A 16,583-nucleotide genomic window follows, 5' to 3' on the forward strand; every position below is an offset into this window, starting at 1 on the left:
TTTAAGTTTTTGTGATACAATAAGACCTATCTTAATGAAAAGCGAGGACCAATTGCCTATATGAATAAAAAATATCAAAAAAAATGGATCGTGATCCTGGTGGTACTGTTGCTCATCGTCTCCAACGTAGCCACTTTCGTATTCAGCAATTTAATCACCATCGCCATTGGAGACAAAGTGGTGATCCAGGCGAGAGATGCCCATACGGCAGATTTTATCCATAAATTTCTGTACCTGAAAAATCAAATCAGGGATTCCTACTATCAGGAGTTGGACGAAGATATTCTGATGGAGGGTGCGTTAAAGGGCCTCTTTGAAGCAGTTGGAGATCCCTACACCATGTATTACGACCGGGAACAATTTCAAAGTTACGTGGAGCAAATGGAGAACAGCTACGTAGGCATCGGAGTGGTGGTTTCCATGGATGAGGATGACCGGGTCACCGTGGTATCGCCTATTGAAGGATCACCTGGTCAAAAAGCGGGATTGATGCCGGGAGACAAGATCCTTCAGGTGGACGGCGCCGATATTTCCGGGTTGTCCCTGGAAGAAGTCGTTGGCTTGATCAAAGGGGAAGAGGGCACGGAAGTGACCTTGACCATTTTGAAAAAAACGGATGAAAACATTGTGGAAAAAGTGTTGGTCCGGGAAGAGATCATCATGACCAGCGTGGACTCCCAAGTGATCGATGGCATCGGTTATATCTCCATCAATCAGTTCGAACCCTACACCTATGATGAATTCGAAAAGCAACTGAGTGAATTGTTGGAACAAAATGTTCAGGGGATGGTATTCGATCTGCGGGACAATCCTGGAGGCATGATGGATTCGGTCGTGGCTGTTTTGGATGAGATCATGGGAGAATCGGTGATCGTCTATACGGAAGACCGGCAAGGGAACAGGGAATACGAGCGGTCTACGGACCGGGATCAGTTGGACATGCCCATTGCGGTGCTCATCAATGAAGGTTCTGCCAGCGCTTCGGAAATTTTTGCCGGTGCACTTCAGGATACTGGAGAGGCCGTCATCATAGGAACTACCAGTTTTGGCAAGGGGATCGTTCAGAGGATGAGCGATTTGCAGGATGGGACCGGCTATAAGATCACCGTTTCCGAGTATTTTACGCCCAATGGGCGAAATATTCAGGGGATCGGCATCGTACCGGACATCGAAGTGGAGATCGATGAAGAATTTTACTATGGAACAGACTACACCATGGAAGAGGATCCCCAACTCCAAAGGGCTTTGGAAGAATTGAATAAAGAGGTAGAAGCCATCACTCTCTGAGTAGCTTGCTTCTACCGATCAGGATCTCATAATCCAGGCTGACCGCCTGGATTTTTTTTAAGGCTTCCTTTTGCGCTGCATTTGGATCTTTGTTCAGCAACATGGGTGTCATGGATATGAGATCATGGAGCTGTTTTTCATTTGGTGTGATGGTATAGTGGATATTTTGAGTCTCCAGGACATCCATCCGGCGTTGAAAATGCTCTTTGGTTTGGTTGTTGGTATACGTTTCCTTGACTTGATCTGCATAAAAGATCTCCCGAAATTCCTTCAAATATCCGGTGCCGGGTAAAACCTTTATCAAGATCCCGTCATCACCCAAAATTCGTTGAAATTCACCGTAATTGGCGGGAGACAGCACATTCAACACTACGTTGAAAGCCTTGTCTTGGAATGGAAGATCCGCCAAGTCACCTACGATCCACAAGATATCGGACTCAGATTTTGTTGCTAGCTGGATACCGTCTTTGGAAATGTCGACCCCGCAGCAATAGGCGGTCCGTTGTGATAAAGACTGGCAAATGTTGAGGGCAAGGCTTCCTTCTCCACATCCGGCGTCCACCATTTTTATCCAGGAGTCTTCCTTCACGTATGAGGAGATCATTTCGGTGATGATCTGTATCAAGGGTGTGAAAAAACCGGAATCCGCCGTCCGCTTTCGGGCGTCGAATAAAGCGGCATCGTAAACAGAACGGACCGGATGCAAGAGCAGATGGACCGATCCTCTTTTGGATAGATCATAGGAATGTCCATTGTCACATACCAGGCTGGATTCCTGAAAAGAAAATCCCTGGTGGCATTTTGGGCATCGCAGCAGGGAGGGATTGTTTTTGAGCGTCTGAAGCATGACATCTCGCTTGGATTTTTTCATGGAAGTGGTCCTCGTTTCATTTGTTGTTTTTAGTATTCTCAGTATACAAAAGGACGCCTTGTTGTGCAAGGCGTCCTTTGATCACAGCAGTTCTCGTATGGAATCGGCCATGGAATCCGGAGTCTCCCAGGGTTCAAATCTCTTGACGACATTTCCTTGTCGATCGATCAGGAATTTGGTGAAATTCCATTTGATGCTTTCGTCGTTGCTAAATTCCGGATAGTTCTCTTCGTTGATTTTGTAAAACTTTTCTTGCACTGGATCCGAAAAATTCCAACCGGGGAAAGGGGCTTTTTTTGTCAATTCCACAAAGATCGGATGGGCGTTTTCTCCCCTGACATCCACCTTTTCAAACAAGAGGAAGGTGACTCCATAATTCAACTGACAGAAGCTTTTGATTTCTTCGCTGGAACCTGGGTCCTGCTCCTTGAATTGATTGCATGGGAATCCCAAAATTTCAAGGCCTTCCGAGGCGAAAGTTTTATATAGGGATTCCAGCCCTTCGAATTGAGGGGTGAATCCGCATTTACTGGCTGTATTGACCACCAGCAACACTTTTCCTTTATAGTTGTCCATAGAGATGGTATCTCCATCAATGGTATTCGCTTTGATCTCGTAGAAGTTCATGCAAACACATCCTTTCAAATTAAAAATATTTTGTTAATAATACATGTATACCCTCGTGGATGGAGCATAACCAGAAATCTTGTCTTGTTTGATCGAAGACGACATGGTATAATTAAACAAAAGAATACATGCCCATGTGAAAATAGTGATGGCCGTAAATGATCTGGAAGCAGATTTTTTACGGTTTTTTTGTTCAACAGGAGGCATGTACAAAGGAGGAGTCGTCATGAAAATTGCTATTGGCTGCGACGAAGCAGGTGTTCGCTTGAGAGACGCATTGAAAGCTTTTGCAGAAGAGAAAGGTCATGAGTTGACGGATTTTGGTGTAAAGGAAGGAGAATCGGTCCTTTATCCCATGATTGCTGAAAAAATTGCCGCATCCGTTGCGGCAGGGACCCACGAAAGAGGCATCATCATCTGCGGTACCGGGATAGGCATGGCCATCACCGCCAACAAGGTGCCGGGGATCCGGGCGACCGTTGCCCATGATGTCTATTCGGCAGAGCGTTCCATCAAAAGCAACAACTGCCAGATCATAACCATGGGGGAGAGGGTCATTGGCGTAGAGAACGCAAAAACCGTCCTCAGCGCATGGTTGGAATCGGAGTTTGCCGGCGGCAGCTCCCAGCCAAAAGTGGATAAAATGGTGGAGATCGACCAGCAGTATCGAAGCCAACGATAAGCTCCATCAAAAAAACCGGTCTTAAGACCGGTTTTTTCTTGCATCCGTTTCCTGGTGAATGCGGCGGAGCATGTCCAAATCCATTCCTTTGAACAGTCCGCTGTTGGTACCAAGTATAAATCCCTTGAATTCCGTATTGCTTTCGATGTCATCTACGATCTGTTTAAGGCCGGATTCCGTCTGGGCCAGTTCCATGTCGTATACGTCCAGATGCCCCAGAGGCACAGGTCCTTGCCATAAGGCTTCAAATCTTCCAGTGTGACATCACATTTTTTATCGATGCAATGGAGCCCGGTAAAACCGGCATTGACGATGTCATCCAGGATGGCCAGATAGTTGCCGTCGGAATGAAAGAAAGGGACCAGACCCAGTTTGTCCATGAGTTCTACCTGCCGCTCGATGGAGGCCATGAAATGATCTTTGAACATTTCCGGTCGAACGATCAGCCCGCCCTGGAAGGCCACATCATCGGCGAAAATGATACCGTTGGATCCCAAATCTGCCAATTTTCGAATGTTTTCCATGTTCATGCGTTCCATGTGGAGGACGAAATCTTCCAATTCTTCATCGTCGGTCATCACCATGGAGCAAAACTCCCCAAATCCATAGTGGGCCAGCCCTGTTTCAAAGGCGCCGTCCAAAACATAAAAGTGAAAAAAATCCGTATTGATGGTCCACTTTTTTAATTCCAATGGATCCATGTTTAAAAGAGGCAGGGCCTCTTCCTTGTTATAGGTGGGAAAGTGGGTGACCAGATCCATTTCCATTTCTTTGGCGAAATCCCATCGGTGTTCAAATTTTACTTCCGGTACATGATAATGGGAGGCGATCACCGTGTCGTCCAGGACCAGTTCTCCCTTTGCCACTTTTGGTACATCCATATGACGGATGGTATTCAGAATCAATGCTTGTGTTTCCGTTGCCATTGCCGATCTCCTTTTTACTTCATGTCGTCTTATTGTGATTTTGACATTTATTATAACATATTTTGCACCATGAGAAACCACCTTGTTGAAAGGGGATACATGAAATATTGCAAGACTGTTGACCTATTCGTTCAAGTTGTGATATTTTAGACTCGAAATCTGTTTTAGACGATGGCTAATTTACAATTTATATGAAAATTGGATAAACTAATTTTGTAAACAGACAAATTTACTATGATATAATAATAAAAAACTTTGAATTCTTCGACATAATGAAAAAATGGGAGTGATTGGATGAAAAAAAAGTGGATCGTGAGCATATTGGTAGTAGTTGTAGTAGCGGTTGTAGGAACGGTTGTTTTTGCAACGGATCTGTTTCGAAGCGTGGAGTTGGGAGATTACACCTATCGCTTTCGAGGAGGCGACGGAGTTATCGCCAAGTATGGAGGAACAGAAACGGTGTTGGAGATCCCCGAATCCTTTGAGTGGGAAGGTGAAACATACAGGGTTTCCTATATAGGGGAGAATGCTTTTGCCGAAGCGACGAATCTGAAGACCGTGATCGTTGGCGAACATGTCCTTACTGTGGAAAGTGGCGCATTTTCCGGTTGCGCCAGTTTGAGTCGCGTCGAATTTTTAGGAAATGCACCCGAGATGGGAGAAGGTGTCTTTGAAGGAACACCTGCTGCACTAAAATTGCTGTATGCCCACGACATGACCGGTTACGATGAAAACTTTGGATACGCCATAGAACCATTTTATTATGTGGAGTACCTGGACTATTTGAGTGAAGCTGGTACCTTGCCCCAGGACGACAACCATTACGCCTACGGAGATGTGATCCAGGCTATGGAAAATATCGGCCACCTGGAACGGGTCGGTCACACATTCAAAGGCTGGACCACGGATCCGACCGGGGAAGGGACAGTCATCGAAGCAGGAAGTGAATTTGAACTGACAGAAGCTACGGCTAAACTCTACCCATTCTGGGAAAAAAACAAGTACAAGATCACATTTGAAACCAAGGGAGGCTCCGGGGTGGAAGAAGTGATCGTGGAACACGGAGATTTGTTGAAAGCTCCGCAAGAACCGACAAAAAAAGGTGCTATTTTCATCTCCTGGACAGGAGATGAAAATGGACAGAAACCATGGAAATTTACAACGGAAACAGTAACAGAAGACCTGATCCTGTATGCAAAATGGTTGACCATTCCAGCTGCGCCAGGGGGAACCCAAGCTTCGGCGGATGGATACGATCAAATCAAAGTTCGGTGGAACAAGACTTCTCATGCTACGTCCTATGCCGTTTATCGGAGCGATGGAGCCAAAGGGAATTATACGAAAATCGGGGAAACGAGTTCTACTTCCTACACCGACAAGAATCGACCATATCAAACCGTATTTTATTACAAAGTGCAGGCACTGGCTTCGGAAGGCAGCATAAAAGCGGAAAGTCCCATGTCCGGGTATGCATCTGCAAAGGCTGAATTGATCGTGCCGCCATCTTACAGTGCTGTTCGAAAAGAAACTCAAGGAGTGTCCCTGACGTGGAATGGGACTCCTGGGGCCGGTGGGTATGAAGTGTATCGAGCATCCAGCGCCGGCGGGAATTTTGAATTGGTGGATCGGACCACATCAACAAGTTATGTGGATTCTTCCGCCAAGTGGACCGAAGGGAATTTTTATAAAGTTCGCGCTTATCGCAATGTGAATGGAACGGACCTGTATAGCGGTCATACGAACGTCAAAGGATTTTACCGGGTGGGGGATCAACTGGCAGATTACATGTCCAGTCTCTCCAATCGGAACAGCGTCAATGCAGAGGCCAAAAGGTTGCGGGGAGGGCATTTGCACAACGCCTGTGTATATTTCACGGCGGAAGCACTGCGAAGAGTTGGAGTGCCGATCCGAAGTTCCATGGGAAGCATCGATTATCTGATGCCCTATCTCAGCAACAATGGATGGGTGAAGGACAGGGATTATACCCAGCTTCGAAAGGGCGACATTTGTTTTACGACAGATGCTGCCGGAGATCCCAATGGACGTCCAACCCATGCATTTATTTTCATGGGTTGGGTGACTCCAGGCGATTACAGCATGGCGTATATTTGCGACAATCAATCGCCCTATTACGATGATCAAGTCCTCCACACCAGACACATGCTGGAAAAACATGAACACAACGGATCTGAAAAAGAAGCATTTAGTTTCTTTATGAGATTGCGATAAAAGAAACGGGGATCGTAGAAACGATCCCCGTTTCTTGAATTTTTAAGCTCAAAAGCTAAAACAATGTAACATACACAACCTTAAAAACTTGACATTTAAGGTTGCAATCAATTAAAATTGTAATTGTACAAAAGTTTAAAGATTTAGTGCAGATTGTAAAAATGTAAATTGTGAATAGAGGTGATTCGGCGAGAAATGCAAACGCATCGTATGAAAATCTTATGTTTAGTTCACTTTTTAAAGGAGGATGTGTAATGACAAATCAACAAGAGCAACGTAATCAATTATTTAGAGACATTTGGCAAGGAAAGCGCCCGGCAAGAGTGCCGATTCAAGCTGGTGTAACAGAAGATTTTGCAGTTGATTATCTTGGATATAATGCTAAAAGAGATTTATACAATCCCAAATTGACTTATGAAATGGCTGATAAGATGGCAGAATTGATTGATGCGGATACGCTTCCGATGGCACCTTTTTCACAGGCGGCTATTTACAGGTATGTTAAGCAAGCATTTATGGTACCTGGAGCAGATGGCTTCTTTCAACATCCAAATATTGCGCCAATGGAGTATAATGAGTATCCTGAGTTCATTAAAGATCCATTTGAGTTTATTGTTAAAAAGATCCAACCCAGAGTTTTTGGAATACTTCAAGATGATCCTGAATTTGGACAATTAAAGATTAATGTGGCTCGCACTGTACTTAAATCCAAATTTATAGGGCTTGGACCGAATCTCGCGGATAAACATCAACGAGCAAATATTCTTCAATCACCAATAATATTATGGGCTCCATTTGATTTCATTGCAGATTATATTCGAAGTTTTTCTACCATTTTATCCGATATCAGAAGAAATCCTGAGTGGGTAATACAAGCTTGTGAAGCTGCATGTGACTATCAAATCGAACAAGTGAAGATGCTTCCAAAACCAGATCCAGATAAGATTACTACTTTGTTGATGCCGCTACATATGGCACCCTTCATGAAACCTAAGGATTTTGAAAAATTTTATTGGCCTTCGTATCGAAGATCAGTTGAAGAATTTCAAAAACTGGGTTTTAATATCTCGACGTATGCTGAAGAAGATTGGACTCCACACCTAGATGCATTTAATGATCTTCCGGGTAGGTGCTGTATCCAATTTGAATATCCGCATCCTCAAGATGTGGTTGACAAAATCAGCAAAAAACATATATTTTCTACCATGTATCCTACAGCATTATTAAGAGAAGGAACAAAACAGCAATGCATTGACAAAGCGAAAGAGTATCTTGATATTTTGATGCCTGGCGGAAATTACATTTTTGCGCCACAAAAAGTACCGCTAAGAAGGAATGATATAAAAATTGAGAATTTACAATCAGTTATAGAATTTGTTAGAGTATATGGCGAGTATTAAATTAAATCCAACAATTGATTATGGAGGTGTATCATGGATAAGGAATTTAAACCTGTTCTTACAAGAGAAGAATTGATCGAAAGATATAATTTGTCTGAGGATGACCAAGTTTATTTGCTGGATCTTTTTGTTGAAGTTGAGCAAGCAGTGTACAGACATCTATCGTATCATCTATAAATAGAATAGAGAATTAGCATGATTGCAATAAGTAGATGTCATGTTAATTCTCTTTCTTTTGGCTAATCATTTCGAAAAAAACTAGCATTTAAACATTAGAGTCTATCCGCTTTTTAAACTTATAGCGTTGCAACAAACAACTCCACAATCATTAAATAAAATTGCACTTTCACAAATACTTATGTTAAAATAGAGTAAATTAGTGGAGGAAAAATAGATGGCAAAAACATCGCAGGGAATCGAAACAAAGCGTTTACTTTTAAAAAGTTCTAGCAAATTGTTTTGCAAATATGGTTATAATAAAACAAAAATGCAATTAATAGCTGACAATACTGGTATAACTATAGGAAGTATAGGATATTATTTTAGAAAAAAGGAAGACATTGCTGGAGAATTGTTAAAAAGATATATTTCAAAAATTTATCGATTTATTTTACAGCATAGCGACGGACCAATCGACAGCTTTACCTTGCATGTAACAGCCAGTTTGCCTTATTATAAAAATATTTACAAAAATAAAGCGACTCGAAAATTTTACTATGAATTGATAACAAGTGGATCTTTACACTCAGATGTGAATTCTAATAATTCATTTAGAAAAATGATGGATAATTTGAATCGAAAAATTATTAAGGAGAATGGCGTTGTTTTAGATGATTTCAGAAAAACTGCTGTTACAATTTTTAACTCAGGTGGACGTAACGCAATGATCTTAAAACTTATGGAAAATTATTTTGATGTTGATGAAATCGATGAAGCAATCAACTATATTGGAGTAGGTACTGGTTCAGTTTTGGGTGTACCTCAAGATAAGATAGGTATAGCCATAGATTATTGTAATTCTTTTTACAAAATACATCAACAGGAGTTAGATGGATTTTGTGTTTTGGAAAAATATTAAATTATTAAATGCTTGATAACAAAAAATAGATTGTTCGTTAAATTATTTGTAACCGTCTCTGTTTAGGGCGGTTTTTTGTTTTTTTGATAGTCGTCACAAGAATTACCTTAAAATCTTGACATTTACGGCAAAAGAAGGTTAAAATTATAAAAAGAGTGATAATACAAAAAACACTAAAGGAGAAGAGAAATGATTATTATTGGTGAAAAAATTAATGGTGCTATACCGGTTGTAAAAGAGGCTATCGTAAAGCGGGATGCTGAATTTATTAGAAACAGAGCATTGAAGCAAGCAGAAGCTGGTGCTGATTATATTGATATATGTGCCTCCACAGATCCTGAAGTAGAAGTTGAAACATTAAAATGGTTGATTGAAATTGTTCAAGATGCAGTTGAAATAGCAATTTGCATAGATAGTCCAAATCCTTTATTTATTCAAGAAGTTATACCAATTGTAAACAAACCGGGGATTATAAATTCTGTGAGCCTAGAAACAGTTGAAGGGACCAATAAAGATAAATGTGAGATCGTATTTCCTTTAATACAAGGAACTGAGTGGCAGGTTATAGCTTTAACATGTGATAGTGTTAACGGAACCCCTAAAGACGTTGAAACCAGAGTGCAGATTACTCGAGGCATTATTGAAAAAGCAAAAACTTATGACATCAAACTGGAAAACATACACATTGACCCTCTAGTTATGGCCTTGGCTACGGATCTGAAATCTCTAACGAATTTTGTTAAAACGATGAATATTATTAAAAGCGATTTTCGAGAAATCAAATTTACTTCTGGTCTTAGCAATATCTCTTTCGGAATGCCTAAAAGAAAAATTATCAATCAAAACTTCATGACTATAGCAATATATGAAGGAATGGATTCAGCGATTATTGATCCACTAAACAAGGAAATAATGGGAGCGATTTTTGGTACAGAGGCTCTTCTAGGTAGAGACAAATTCACTCGAAGATATAATTCAGCTGTGCGAAAAGGGATTATTTAGTGCCTAATATAAAAAGCAATCTGGAAAAATCCAGATTGCTTTTTATATAACCTTAATCATATTAAGTTCGTAAATATCTTCATATTGTGACAACAAACAATAAAAATAAACAAAATTTAAAAACTTGACTTAAAATATTGACATTTAAGGCCAGTATAGTGTAATATTGCAATAAATACAACATTTATAATATTGTAAAATAAAATGTAATATAATAAAAAAGAGGTGATAGATGTTGGTATAGATTCGAGCTTAATTATTCATCAATGAATATTGAATTTTGGGAGGATGATCAAATTGCTAAAGCAAGAAATAAAAGTGAAATATGACAAGAAACTAAAATTGTTTTCAGATATTACTAGTGGGAAAACACCAGAAAGAGTCCCTTTGTGTCCATTCATAGAAACGTGGGCATTTCATTACGCAGAAATCAGTGTTAAGGAAGCGTTTTTGAAAAATAATGAATTACTGTTTCAAGCATATAAAAAGATTTGTGATGACATTGAAATCGATGCAGTAGCAAGTATTTCAAACACAGTACCGTTTAAAGCGGGGCTGAATTTTGCAAGTAAAAATAATTCGAATAGTGATGGTTTTATTGGAGCAGGCCTATACACGGTTTCAGATGATGGCGTGCAAATCAGAGGATCACATGGACATTTGATGGAGGGAGAAGAGTTAAAAGAGTTAGCCAAAGATGCAAAAACATATTTTGCAAATGTGATTGCGCCCAAAAAATTTCCGATATTGAATCAGAGTTTAGAGAAAAATGTTGAATTAGTGCAAGATGCACTAAAAGATATTAAGGATTGGATGGCATACAACGGAGAAGTCATTAATCGATTGGAAACAGAAGTTGGGATACCAGTAATTATTAAAATGACAAATTACAATCCCATGGATGTAGTATTAGATTATTTGAGAGATTTCGTTGGAATTTCAAGAGATATCCGTAAACGTCCAGATGAGTTATACGACGCTTGTGAAGCTATTTATGATTTTGTCAGCGAAATGTTTTTTGATTCTAAAGTTCCGGTAGATGATAAGTGGCTATTCTCCCCACTTCATATTCCAACATATATGCGGCCTAAAGACTTTGAGAAGTTATATTTTCCCTTCATGAAAAGATATGTAGAAGAATTTGGGGTGAAGAGAGGCTACACATTGCATTTCTTTATGGAAAACGACTGGACGCCTTATCTTGATATTCTTCAAGATCTTCCTAAAACAAGCAAAGTAATCGGTTTATTTGAACTGGGCGATCTTAAATACATTAAAGAAAAGATGAAAGATCGAATGATTTTTCATGGTGGCTTGTCAGCAAATGAACTAAAGTTTCTAAGTATTCCAGAGCTGAGAGATAGTGTCAAGAAAACGTTTGATGACTTGGCTCCAGGAGGTCAGTTTATTTTTGGAACAGATTACAGTTTGATGAATTTAAATGATGGAAAACCCGAAAATTTAATCGAAGCAATGGCATTCGCGAAAGATTATGGAAAATATTGAAAAAGTTTTAGATTTTGTTGATTAATTAATCAATAAACGAAACACAGTTTTTACTTATCATTAGAGTGCCGTGTTTATAATCCTAATGAGTTAAGGAGGTGAAATAACTTATGGAACATAGCTTTATGGATGCACTGCAAATAGTAGAAGAAAATTTAGTCAGAAAGGGGATTTCTAAAGAGGAAGCAAAGGGACTAATAAAAAAACTGATTTGGATTTTGGTATGTAGATTATAAGATGGGAGGATCAAAAATGTCAAGTGAACCTAACAAAAGATTCTTAAAAAGCAGTGCTGGTAATGTGTTACTTGCAGTTGTTCTTTTGGTGGTTTTTCAAGTAATTCTCCATAATGATTTTTGGAATTGGACAGATCCAAAAATTTATTTTGGGTGGTTGCCAAGTAATGTACTGTATCGAATTGTCATGGTAGGTATAGTTATTCCAATAACAATGCATATTGTAACAAAAATATCTTGGCCAATTCCAAAATAAAAATTTGAAAGGAGATAAGACATGGATGCAACTGTAGTTTTAACTCTTATTATCGTATTCATTTATCTAATAGGCACAGTAGCTATTGGGATTCGAGCTGCAAGTGCTTCAAAGGTAACAACGATTGGTGACATTTTTACGTCAAGTCGATCTCTTGGAATACTAGCTCTGGCTTTTGCTATATTTGGGTCCCAAATTACAGCTTTTGGTATTCTAGGCGGTCCTGGAGTTTCGTATAATCTTGGATACACGACTTTAGGTTATTTATTAGGGGTTTCCATTACGGCGCCGATCGGATTTTGGATATTTGGTAGCAGGGCATGGATGCTTTCGTCGAAATTTGATTATGTTACCCCAGTACAATTCTTTAAAGATCGATTCAATGATAATAATGCATCACGATATGTTGTAGCAGCAGCTCAAATTATTTTAATGGTACCGTATGTTTTAATTCTTGGAATAGGAGCGGGAAATGTCTTAAATTCTGTAACGAATGGTGTTGTACCGTATTGGTTGGGTGCCTTGATCATATTGATCGTTTGCACGTTTACAGCTTACTCCGGTGGGATGAAAGGCACAGCTTGGACAAACATATTTCAAGGTTTTATCATGCTCCTTGCAATGCTGGTGTTAACAGTCATCGTTTATTATGCATTAGGTGGCGGTGCAGCTATAACAGCACAACTTCCTGAGAATATGATCAGCTTAGGTGGTCAAGGTGTTCAGAACTGGAAACAATGGACTTTCTATAGTATGTTGGCAACCGGGATGTCGAATGGTGTTTTTGGCCATCTATTAATTAGAAATATGTCAGCGGCCCATCCACGTACGCTTCAGCTTAACCAAAAAGTTTATCCAATTTTATCAATTATATTTTGGGTTTTTGCAGTTTGTTTGGGAACTTGGGGATCTATTGCTATCAAAGGTCTGGTTGGCGCTGAAACGGAAAGCATTGTCCCATTGTTAGCGGCTAGGTTTGCACCCCCATGGATGATCGGATTGCTGGCGGCTGGTATTTTATCCGCGATCATGTCTACTTGGGATGGAATGATTTTGGTTATGTCTTCAATTTTCTCTGAAGATTTTTACAAACCAATTGTATTAAGAAGCAAAAAACTTGAATTGAAAGAAGACTTAAAAATCAGTAGGTTTTTCATATTGGTAATATCCGTATTGATATATATATTGGTATTACTCAGACCCGGAAGTATATTAGCGATTGGTACGTTTTCATTTGCAGGTATGGCTACCATGTTGCCACCCTATTTTGGGTGCATGTATTGGAAGAGAACGACTAGTTTAGGCGTTATTTTATCATCGATTGTTGGAGTAGGTTCTGCAGCGCTCTGGGCATTCGGTGTTCTACCTGCATCTTCCACATTAGGATTTTTCTATGGATTGCCAGCGTTTTTGTTGTCTGCAATTACAATGGTAGTGGTTTCCCTATTAACAAAACCAGCAAAGCAAGAAACTATAGATGTGTTCTTTTCGGCATTTTCAGATGTTTATGAGGATTGATTTAATGATTGTGTCACCGTGATTCTGGATCACTTTTCGAAAATAATATAAATAAACTAATTCTAGCCTTAAATACTTGACATTTAAGGCTAGAATAGCGTAATATTATAAATGTAATGAGATTATAATATTTTATATATGGCCATATATATAAAAAAGTTTAAAAAGGAGGAATGCGATCAGAAATGGAAAAACTAATTTCATCATTTTGAACTAGTCGTGAGTTAGAATTAAAAAATTACAAATTAGGGAGGGAATTTTAAATGTCGGAAAATACGAACAACAAGAAAACGACCGAAGAAGTGGTTCAAGTAACAGCGTATAGCGTTCTTATAGCTTTTCTTTGCATGATGACGTTTGGCGTATCTTTTGTCTCAAGAAATGTGTGGTCTTCAACGATAGCTTCGGAAAGTGCATTAGAAGCGCTGGGAATAACTTTAGTCCAAGCCGGCGGTATCGCCTCAGCATTCTACATTGGTTACGTGGTGTCAAACTTTTTCTCCGGATTTTTTGTTGATAAATTGGGTCCAAGAATTACGTTGGCGGCAACAGCTTTAGGTACTGGCTTGTTTACAGTGCTTATTCCATTAGTTTCTGGATACTGGGCGATTTTTGCACTACGTGTTTTAGCAGGAGTTGCAGCGGGCCCATTGTTCGCAGGAATCTCAAAAATGAACTACGGATGGTTTCCGGATCGAGTAAGAGCAACTGTGGTCGGTTTCATGATGTCAGGACCAGCCGTTGGTATGGCATTTGCGTCCATCGTATTTACACCCATGGTTGCAACGAGAGGATATAAAACTGCATTTGTTTATGCAGGGATATTGACTATAATCGTAGGCGTAATAGTATTAATTTTCATGAAAGAAAAAGGATTATCAAGAGGCTCAAGAGGAGTCGAGAAAAGTACAGAAGAAAAAGCAGCAGAAGTAAAAAATGCCATTAAAGTTTTCACAACCAAAGACTTTATGATAAACACAGTAATGCATACAATTCTAGTTGGTGCTGGACAAGGTCTTCAGACATGGATTTTAGCTTACTTGATTATTGGAAAAGAAATGACTCCAGCGGTAGCAGGGATGATTTTTGGTAGTGCTTCATTGGTATCTCTTGTAACCAATATACTTTCAGGTACTGTATCGGATATCTTAAAGACTAGAAAATGGATTGTTATAATCGCTTCTGTAGTTACATTTATCTTTATGTATATGTATCGAGCTTCTACATCGGTGACAGCTCTGACTGCTGTTACTATACTAATGACGATTGCAAGAGGTTTCCAAGGAACTGCCAGCAATGCAATGCAGACAGAGAGAGCTAAAGGTCCAAACGCAGGTAAAGTTATGGGTTGGTACAACGCGGTTTGTCAATTGGGATCCATCATCTACCCTATTATAACCGGAGCGGTTTTGGCAGCTACACAAAACTATTTTGCAGTTATAATGATTTTGGCTGGCTCATTCTTGGCAGTTGGTGTGTTAGGATTGTTTATAGATGATACTTACGTTTCGAGACCTAAAGAGATAAAGAAAACAGCTTAGTATAACAATATATCAAGAAAATGGAGGATAGAAGATGTTTAAATCAAAAGAAGTAGAAGAACTTTACAACAGAAGATTAGACAGGTACATGGCTGCGATCAGAATGCAGCCAACCGATCGGGTACCAATTGTTTTTAACACGACCTATTTTGCAGAAGAGTATTCTGGTTCAACCATTCAAGAGATCGTTTACAGTCAAAAGCACTGGTATGAGTGCGATGCAAAATTTGCGAGAGATTTTCCAGAAGTCGATACTTTTCGATCTAATATTGCATATGCCCCCATGTGGGATGCAATCGATAACCGGCTTTACAAGGTACCTGGTAGAGAAATTCCTCCCAAATCACTTCAGCAATTCGTAGAAGCAGAGCATCTGAAGGTGGACGAGTATCGCGAGTTTATTGATGATCCTGTAGGCTGGAGGTTCAATAAATATTTCCCAAGAATTTTTGGAGAGTACGATGGTAAAGGTGCCATTCGATCACATGTTGCTTTCTTGAAAATGGGATTTTTACAGGGTATCTTTGGCGGTATATTGCGAGAAAATGCAGTAAAACTGAAAGAAGAGTATGGTGTAATACCAACCACAAGAGGAGCTTTAACTGCACCTTTTGATATCCTATCCGATAATTACCGCGGTTTGCACGGGATTATGCGAGACATGTTTAGAAACAAAGAAGAAGTGAAAGAAGCATGTCAAAAAATTATGGAAATCAATGTGGCTAACTGTGCAACAATGGTGGACCCGACGAAACAGCTGCCGATTTTTATTGCAACGCACAAACCGTGTTTTATGTCTCCGAAACAATTCGATGAATTTTATTGGCCAACTTTCTATGAAGGTATGATGATGTTCATCAATGCTGGCTATAAGTTCAGAGTTTTTTTGGAAGGCGATTGGTCGCCGCATTGGCATCACTTGGCAGATTTCCCGAAAGGTTCTGTAATTTTCGATGTGGACAACGAGGCAGATATTTTTAAAGCCAAGGAAGCATTCGGACATAAAAATTTCATTACTGGCGGAATTCCAACAGACTTGTTTATCTTTGGAACTACCGAGCAAATGCGAGAAAGGGTAAAATTGCTTTGTGAAACTGTTGGTAAAGATGGTGGTTGGGGACCACTCGGTGGAGGACATATACCTAATGATGCGAAACCAGAAAACTTGCAAGCAATGATCGATGCAATCAATGAGTTTGGAGTATATGAAGGTCAACAAACACCAAAGGCACAACCAGCATATGATCAAGATTTGAAACTAGAAATCCCATTTGAACTTCCTGTTATAACACCATGGGAAGAATTCAGAGATGAACACAATTGGGACATCGTTGGCAATGAAGAGATGATAAAAGAAACATGGGATAAATACGAGCGAATGGCGTTTTCGTGGGTTTACTTTAAATAAGAATAAGGAGGACTAG

The 16,583-nt window shown here is 39.8% G+C and carries 17 protein-coding genes; 13 read left to right on the forward strand and 4 right to left on the reverse strand.

What is annotated here, in order from left to right; translation table 11 throughout:
- The first annotated feature begins 60 nt into the window (after nt 1-60).
- Nucleotides 61-1,287, forward strand: a complete 1,227-nt coding sequence (locus J0B03_RS10050; RefSeq protein WP_207299473.1) for a S41 family peptidase — start codon at nt 61-63, stop codon at nt 1,285-1,287.
- Here the strand turns inward: J0B03_RS10050 and J0B03_RS10055 are convergent.
- Both J0B03_RS10055 and J0B03_RS10060 read right to left on the reverse strand, forming a co-directional pair.
- Entirely contained in the window at nt 1,277-2,158 is an 882-nt protein-coding gene (locus J0B03_RS10055) for a methyltransferase domain-containing protein (RefSeq protein ID WP_207299474.1), read from the reverse strand. The genes J0B03_RS10050 and J0B03_RS10055 overlap by 11 nt on opposite strands.
- A gap of 81 nt (nt 2,159-2,239) precedes the next feature.
- The gene (locus J0B03_RS10060; protein ID WP_207299475.1) at nt 2,240-2,785 is read right to left on the reverse strand and encodes a glutathione peroxidase; all 546 of its coding nucleotides are present in this window, start codon (nt 2,783-2,785) and stop codon (nt 2,240-2,242) included.
- Between the two features lie 226 nt (nt 2,786-3,011).
- On the opposite strand from J0B03_RS10060, the gene rpiB reads away from it, so the two are divergent.
- Nucleotides 3,012-3,467, forward strand: coding sequence for a ribose 5-phosphate isomerase B (gene rpiB, locus J0B03_RS10065; RefSeq protein WP_207299476.1), 456 nt, complete (start codon nt 3,012-3,014; stop codon nt 3,465-3,467).
- 21 nt (nt 3,468-3,488) lie between these two features.
- Here rpiB and J0B03_RS10070 read toward each other — a convergent pair whose 3' ends face one another.
- Both J0B03_RS10070 and J0B03_RS10075 read right to left on the reverse strand, forming a co-directional pair.
- On the reverse strand, nt 3,489-3,662 hold the full coding sequence (locus tag J0B03_RS10070; protein WP_207299477.1) for a hypothetical protein: 174 nt from the start codon (nt 3,660-3,662) through the stop codon (nt 3,489-3,491).
- Nucleotides 3,620-4,393: a uroporphyrinogen decarboxylase family protein gene (locus J0B03_RS10075; RefSeq protein ID WP_207299478.1), complete on the reverse strand. Its 774-nt coding sequence runs from the start codon at nt 4,391-4,393 to the stop codon at nt 3,620-3,622. The genes J0B03_RS10070 and J0B03_RS10075 overlap by 43 nt, the downstream gene beginning before the upstream one ends.
- Before the next feature lie 294 nt (nt 4,394-4,687).
- Here J0B03_RS10075 and J0B03_RS10080 point away from each other — a divergent pair, with 294 nt between their 5' ends.
- From J0B03_RS10080 to J0B03_RS10125, 11 genes are all read left to right on the forward strand, one after another.
- The gene (locus J0B03_RS10080) at nt 4,688-6,622 is read left to right on the forward strand and encodes an InlB B-repeat-containing protein (RefSeq protein WP_207299479.1); all 1,935 of its coding nucleotides are present in this window, start codon (nt 4,688-4,690) and stop codon (nt 6,620-6,622) included.
- Nucleotides 6,623-6,876: 254 nt separating this feature from the next.
- Nucleotides 6,877-8,022, forward strand: a complete 1,146-nt coding sequence (locus J0B03_RS10085; RefSeq protein WP_207299480.1) for a uroporphyrinogen decarboxylase family protein — start codon at nt 6,877-6,879, stop codon at nt 8,020-8,022.
- Between the two features lie 33 nt (nt 8,023-8,055).
- Nucleotides 8,056-8,199: a hypothetical protein gene (locus J0B03_RS10090; protein ID WP_207299481.1), complete on the forward strand. Its 144-nt coding sequence runs from the start codon at nt 8,056-8,058 to the stop codon at nt 8,197-8,199.
- A gap of 217 nt (nt 8,200-8,416) precedes the next feature.
- Nucleotides 8,417-9,100, forward strand: coding sequence for a TetR/AcrR family transcriptional regulator (locus tag J0B03_RS10095; protein WP_207299482.1), 684 nt, complete (start codon nt 8,417-8,419; stop codon nt 9,098-9,100).
- A 189-nt stretch (nt 9,101-9,289) separates the two neighbouring features.
- A complete protein-coding gene (locus J0B03_RS10100) occupies nt 9,290-10,102 on the forward strand; it encodes a methyltetrahydrofolate cobalamin methyltransferase (protein ID WP_207299483.1) in 813 nt (270 codons plus the stop codon).
- Between the two features lie 288 nt (nt 10,103-10,390).
- Complete coding sequence (locus J0B03_RS10105) at nt 10,391-11,608, forward strand: uroporphyrinogen decarboxylase family protein (protein ID WP_207299484.1); 1,218 nt, start codon at nt 10,391-10,393, stop codon at nt 11,606-11,608.
- Between the two features lie 110 nt (nt 11,609-11,718).
- Nucleotides 11,719-11,844 carry a hypothetical protein gene (locus tag J0B03_RS12370; protein ID WP_256436421.1) on the forward strand — a complete coding sequence of 42 codons (126 nt, stop codon included), beginning with the start codon at nt 11,719-11,721 and terminating at the stop codon, nt 11,842-11,844.
- A gap of 16 nt (nt 11,845-11,860) precedes the next feature.
- Nucleotides 11,861-12,100 carry a hypothetical protein gene (locus tag J0B03_RS10110; RefSeq protein ID WP_207299485.1) on the forward strand — a complete coding sequence of 80 codons (240 nt, stop codon included), beginning with the start codon at nt 11,861-11,863 and terminating at the stop codon, nt 12,098-12,100.
- A gap of 21 nt (nt 12,101-12,121) precedes the next feature.
- The gene (locus tag J0B03_RS10115) at nt 12,122-13,618 is read left to right on the forward strand and encodes a sodium:solute symporter family protein (protein WP_207299486.1); all 1,497 of its coding nucleotides are present in this window, start codon (nt 12,122-12,124) and stop codon (nt 13,616-13,618) included.
- 263 nt (nt 13,619-13,881) lie between these two features.
- Nucleotides 13,882-15,159: an MFS transporter gene (locus tag J0B03_RS10120; RefSeq protein WP_207299487.1), complete on the forward strand. Its 1,278-nt coding sequence runs from the start codon at nt 13,882-13,884 to the stop codon at nt 15,157-15,159.
- Between the two features lie 34 nt (nt 15,160-15,193).
- The gene (locus J0B03_RS10125; RefSeq protein ID WP_207299488.1) at nt 15,194-16,567 is read left to right on the forward strand and encodes a uroporphyrinogen decarboxylase family protein; all 1,374 of its coding nucleotides are present in this window, start codon (nt 15,194-15,196) and stop codon (nt 16,565-16,567) included.
- The last annotated feature ends 16 nt before the right edge of the window (nt 16,568-16,583 follow it).

Source organism: Alkalibacter rhizosphaerae (assembly GCF_017352215.1).
In the GTDB taxonomy this organism is placed as follows: domain Bacteria; phylum Bacillota; class Clostridia; order Eubacteriales; family Alkalibacteraceae; genus Alkalibacter; species Alkalibacter rhizosphaerae.

What these genes read in the sequence shown, in the direction of transcription:
- J0B03_RS10050 (WP_207299473.1), top strand. Translation starts at nt 61, where the DNA reads ATGAATAAAAAATATCAAAAAAAATGGATCGTGATCCTGGTGGTACTG.
- J0B03_RS10055 (WP_207299474.1), bottom strand. Translation starts at nt 2,158, where the DNA reads ATGAAAAAATCCAAGCGAGATGTCATGCTTCAGACGCTCAAAAACAAT.
- J0B03_RS10060 (WP_207299475.1), bottom strand. Translation starts at nt 2,785, where the DNA reads ATGAACTTCTACGAGATCAAAGCGAATACCATTGATGGAGATACCATC.
- rpiB (WP_207299476.1), top strand. Translation starts at nt 3,012, where the DNA reads ATGAAAATTGCTATTGGCTGCGACGAAGCAGGTGTTCGCTTGAGAGAC.
- J0B03_RS10070 (WP_207299477.1), bottom strand. Translation starts at nt 3,662, where the DNA reads ATGGAACTGGCCCAGACGGAATCCGGCCTTAAACAGATCGTAGATGAC.
- J0B03_RS10075 (WP_207299478.1), bottom strand. Translation starts at nt 4,393, where the DNA reads ATGGCAACGGAAACACAAGCATTGATTCTGAATACCATCCGTCATATG.
- J0B03_RS10080 (WP_207299479.1), top strand. Translation starts at nt 4,688, where the DNA reads ATGAAAAAAAAGTGGATCGTGAGCATATTGGTAGTAGTTGTAGTAGCG.
- J0B03_RS10085 (WP_207299480.1), top strand. Translation starts at nt 6,877, where the DNA reads ATGACAAATCAACAAGAGCAACGTAATCAATTATTTAGAGACATTTGG.
- J0B03_RS10090 (WP_207299481.1), top strand. Translation starts at nt 8,056, where the DNA reads ATGGATAAGGAATTTAAACCTGTTCTTACAAGAGAAGAATTGATCGAA.
- J0B03_RS10095 (WP_207299482.1), top strand. Translation starts at nt 8,417, where the DNA reads ATGGCAAAAACATCGCAGGGAATCGAAACAAAGCGTTTACTTTTAAAA.
- J0B03_RS10100 (WP_207299483.1), top strand. Translation starts at nt 9,290, where the DNA reads ATGATTATTATTGGTGAAAAAATTAATGGTGCTATACCGGTTGTAAAA.
- J0B03_RS10105 (WP_207299484.1), top strand. Translation starts at nt 10,391, where the DNA reads ATGATCAAATTGCTAAAGCAAGAAATAAAAGTGAAATATGACAAGAAA.
- J0B03_RS12370 (WP_256436421.1), top strand. Translation starts at nt 11,719, where the DNA reads ATGGAACATAGCTTTATGGATGCACTGCAAATAGTAGAAGAAAATTTA.
- J0B03_RS10110 (WP_207299485.1), top strand. Translation starts at nt 11,861, where the DNA reads ATGTCAAGTGAACCTAACAAAAGATTCTTAAAAAGCAGTGCTGGTAAT.
- J0B03_RS10115 (WP_207299486.1), top strand. Translation starts at nt 12,122, where the DNA reads ATGGATGCAACTGTAGTTTTAACTCTTATTATCGTATTCATTTATCTA.
- J0B03_RS10120 (WP_207299487.1), top strand. Translation starts at nt 13,882, where the DNA reads ATGTCGGAAAATACGAACAACAAGAAAACGACCGAAGAAGTGGTTCAA.
- J0B03_RS10125 (WP_207299488.1), top strand. Translation starts at nt 15,194, where the DNA reads ATGTTTAAATCAAAAGAAGTAGAAGAACTTTACAACAGAAGATTAGAC.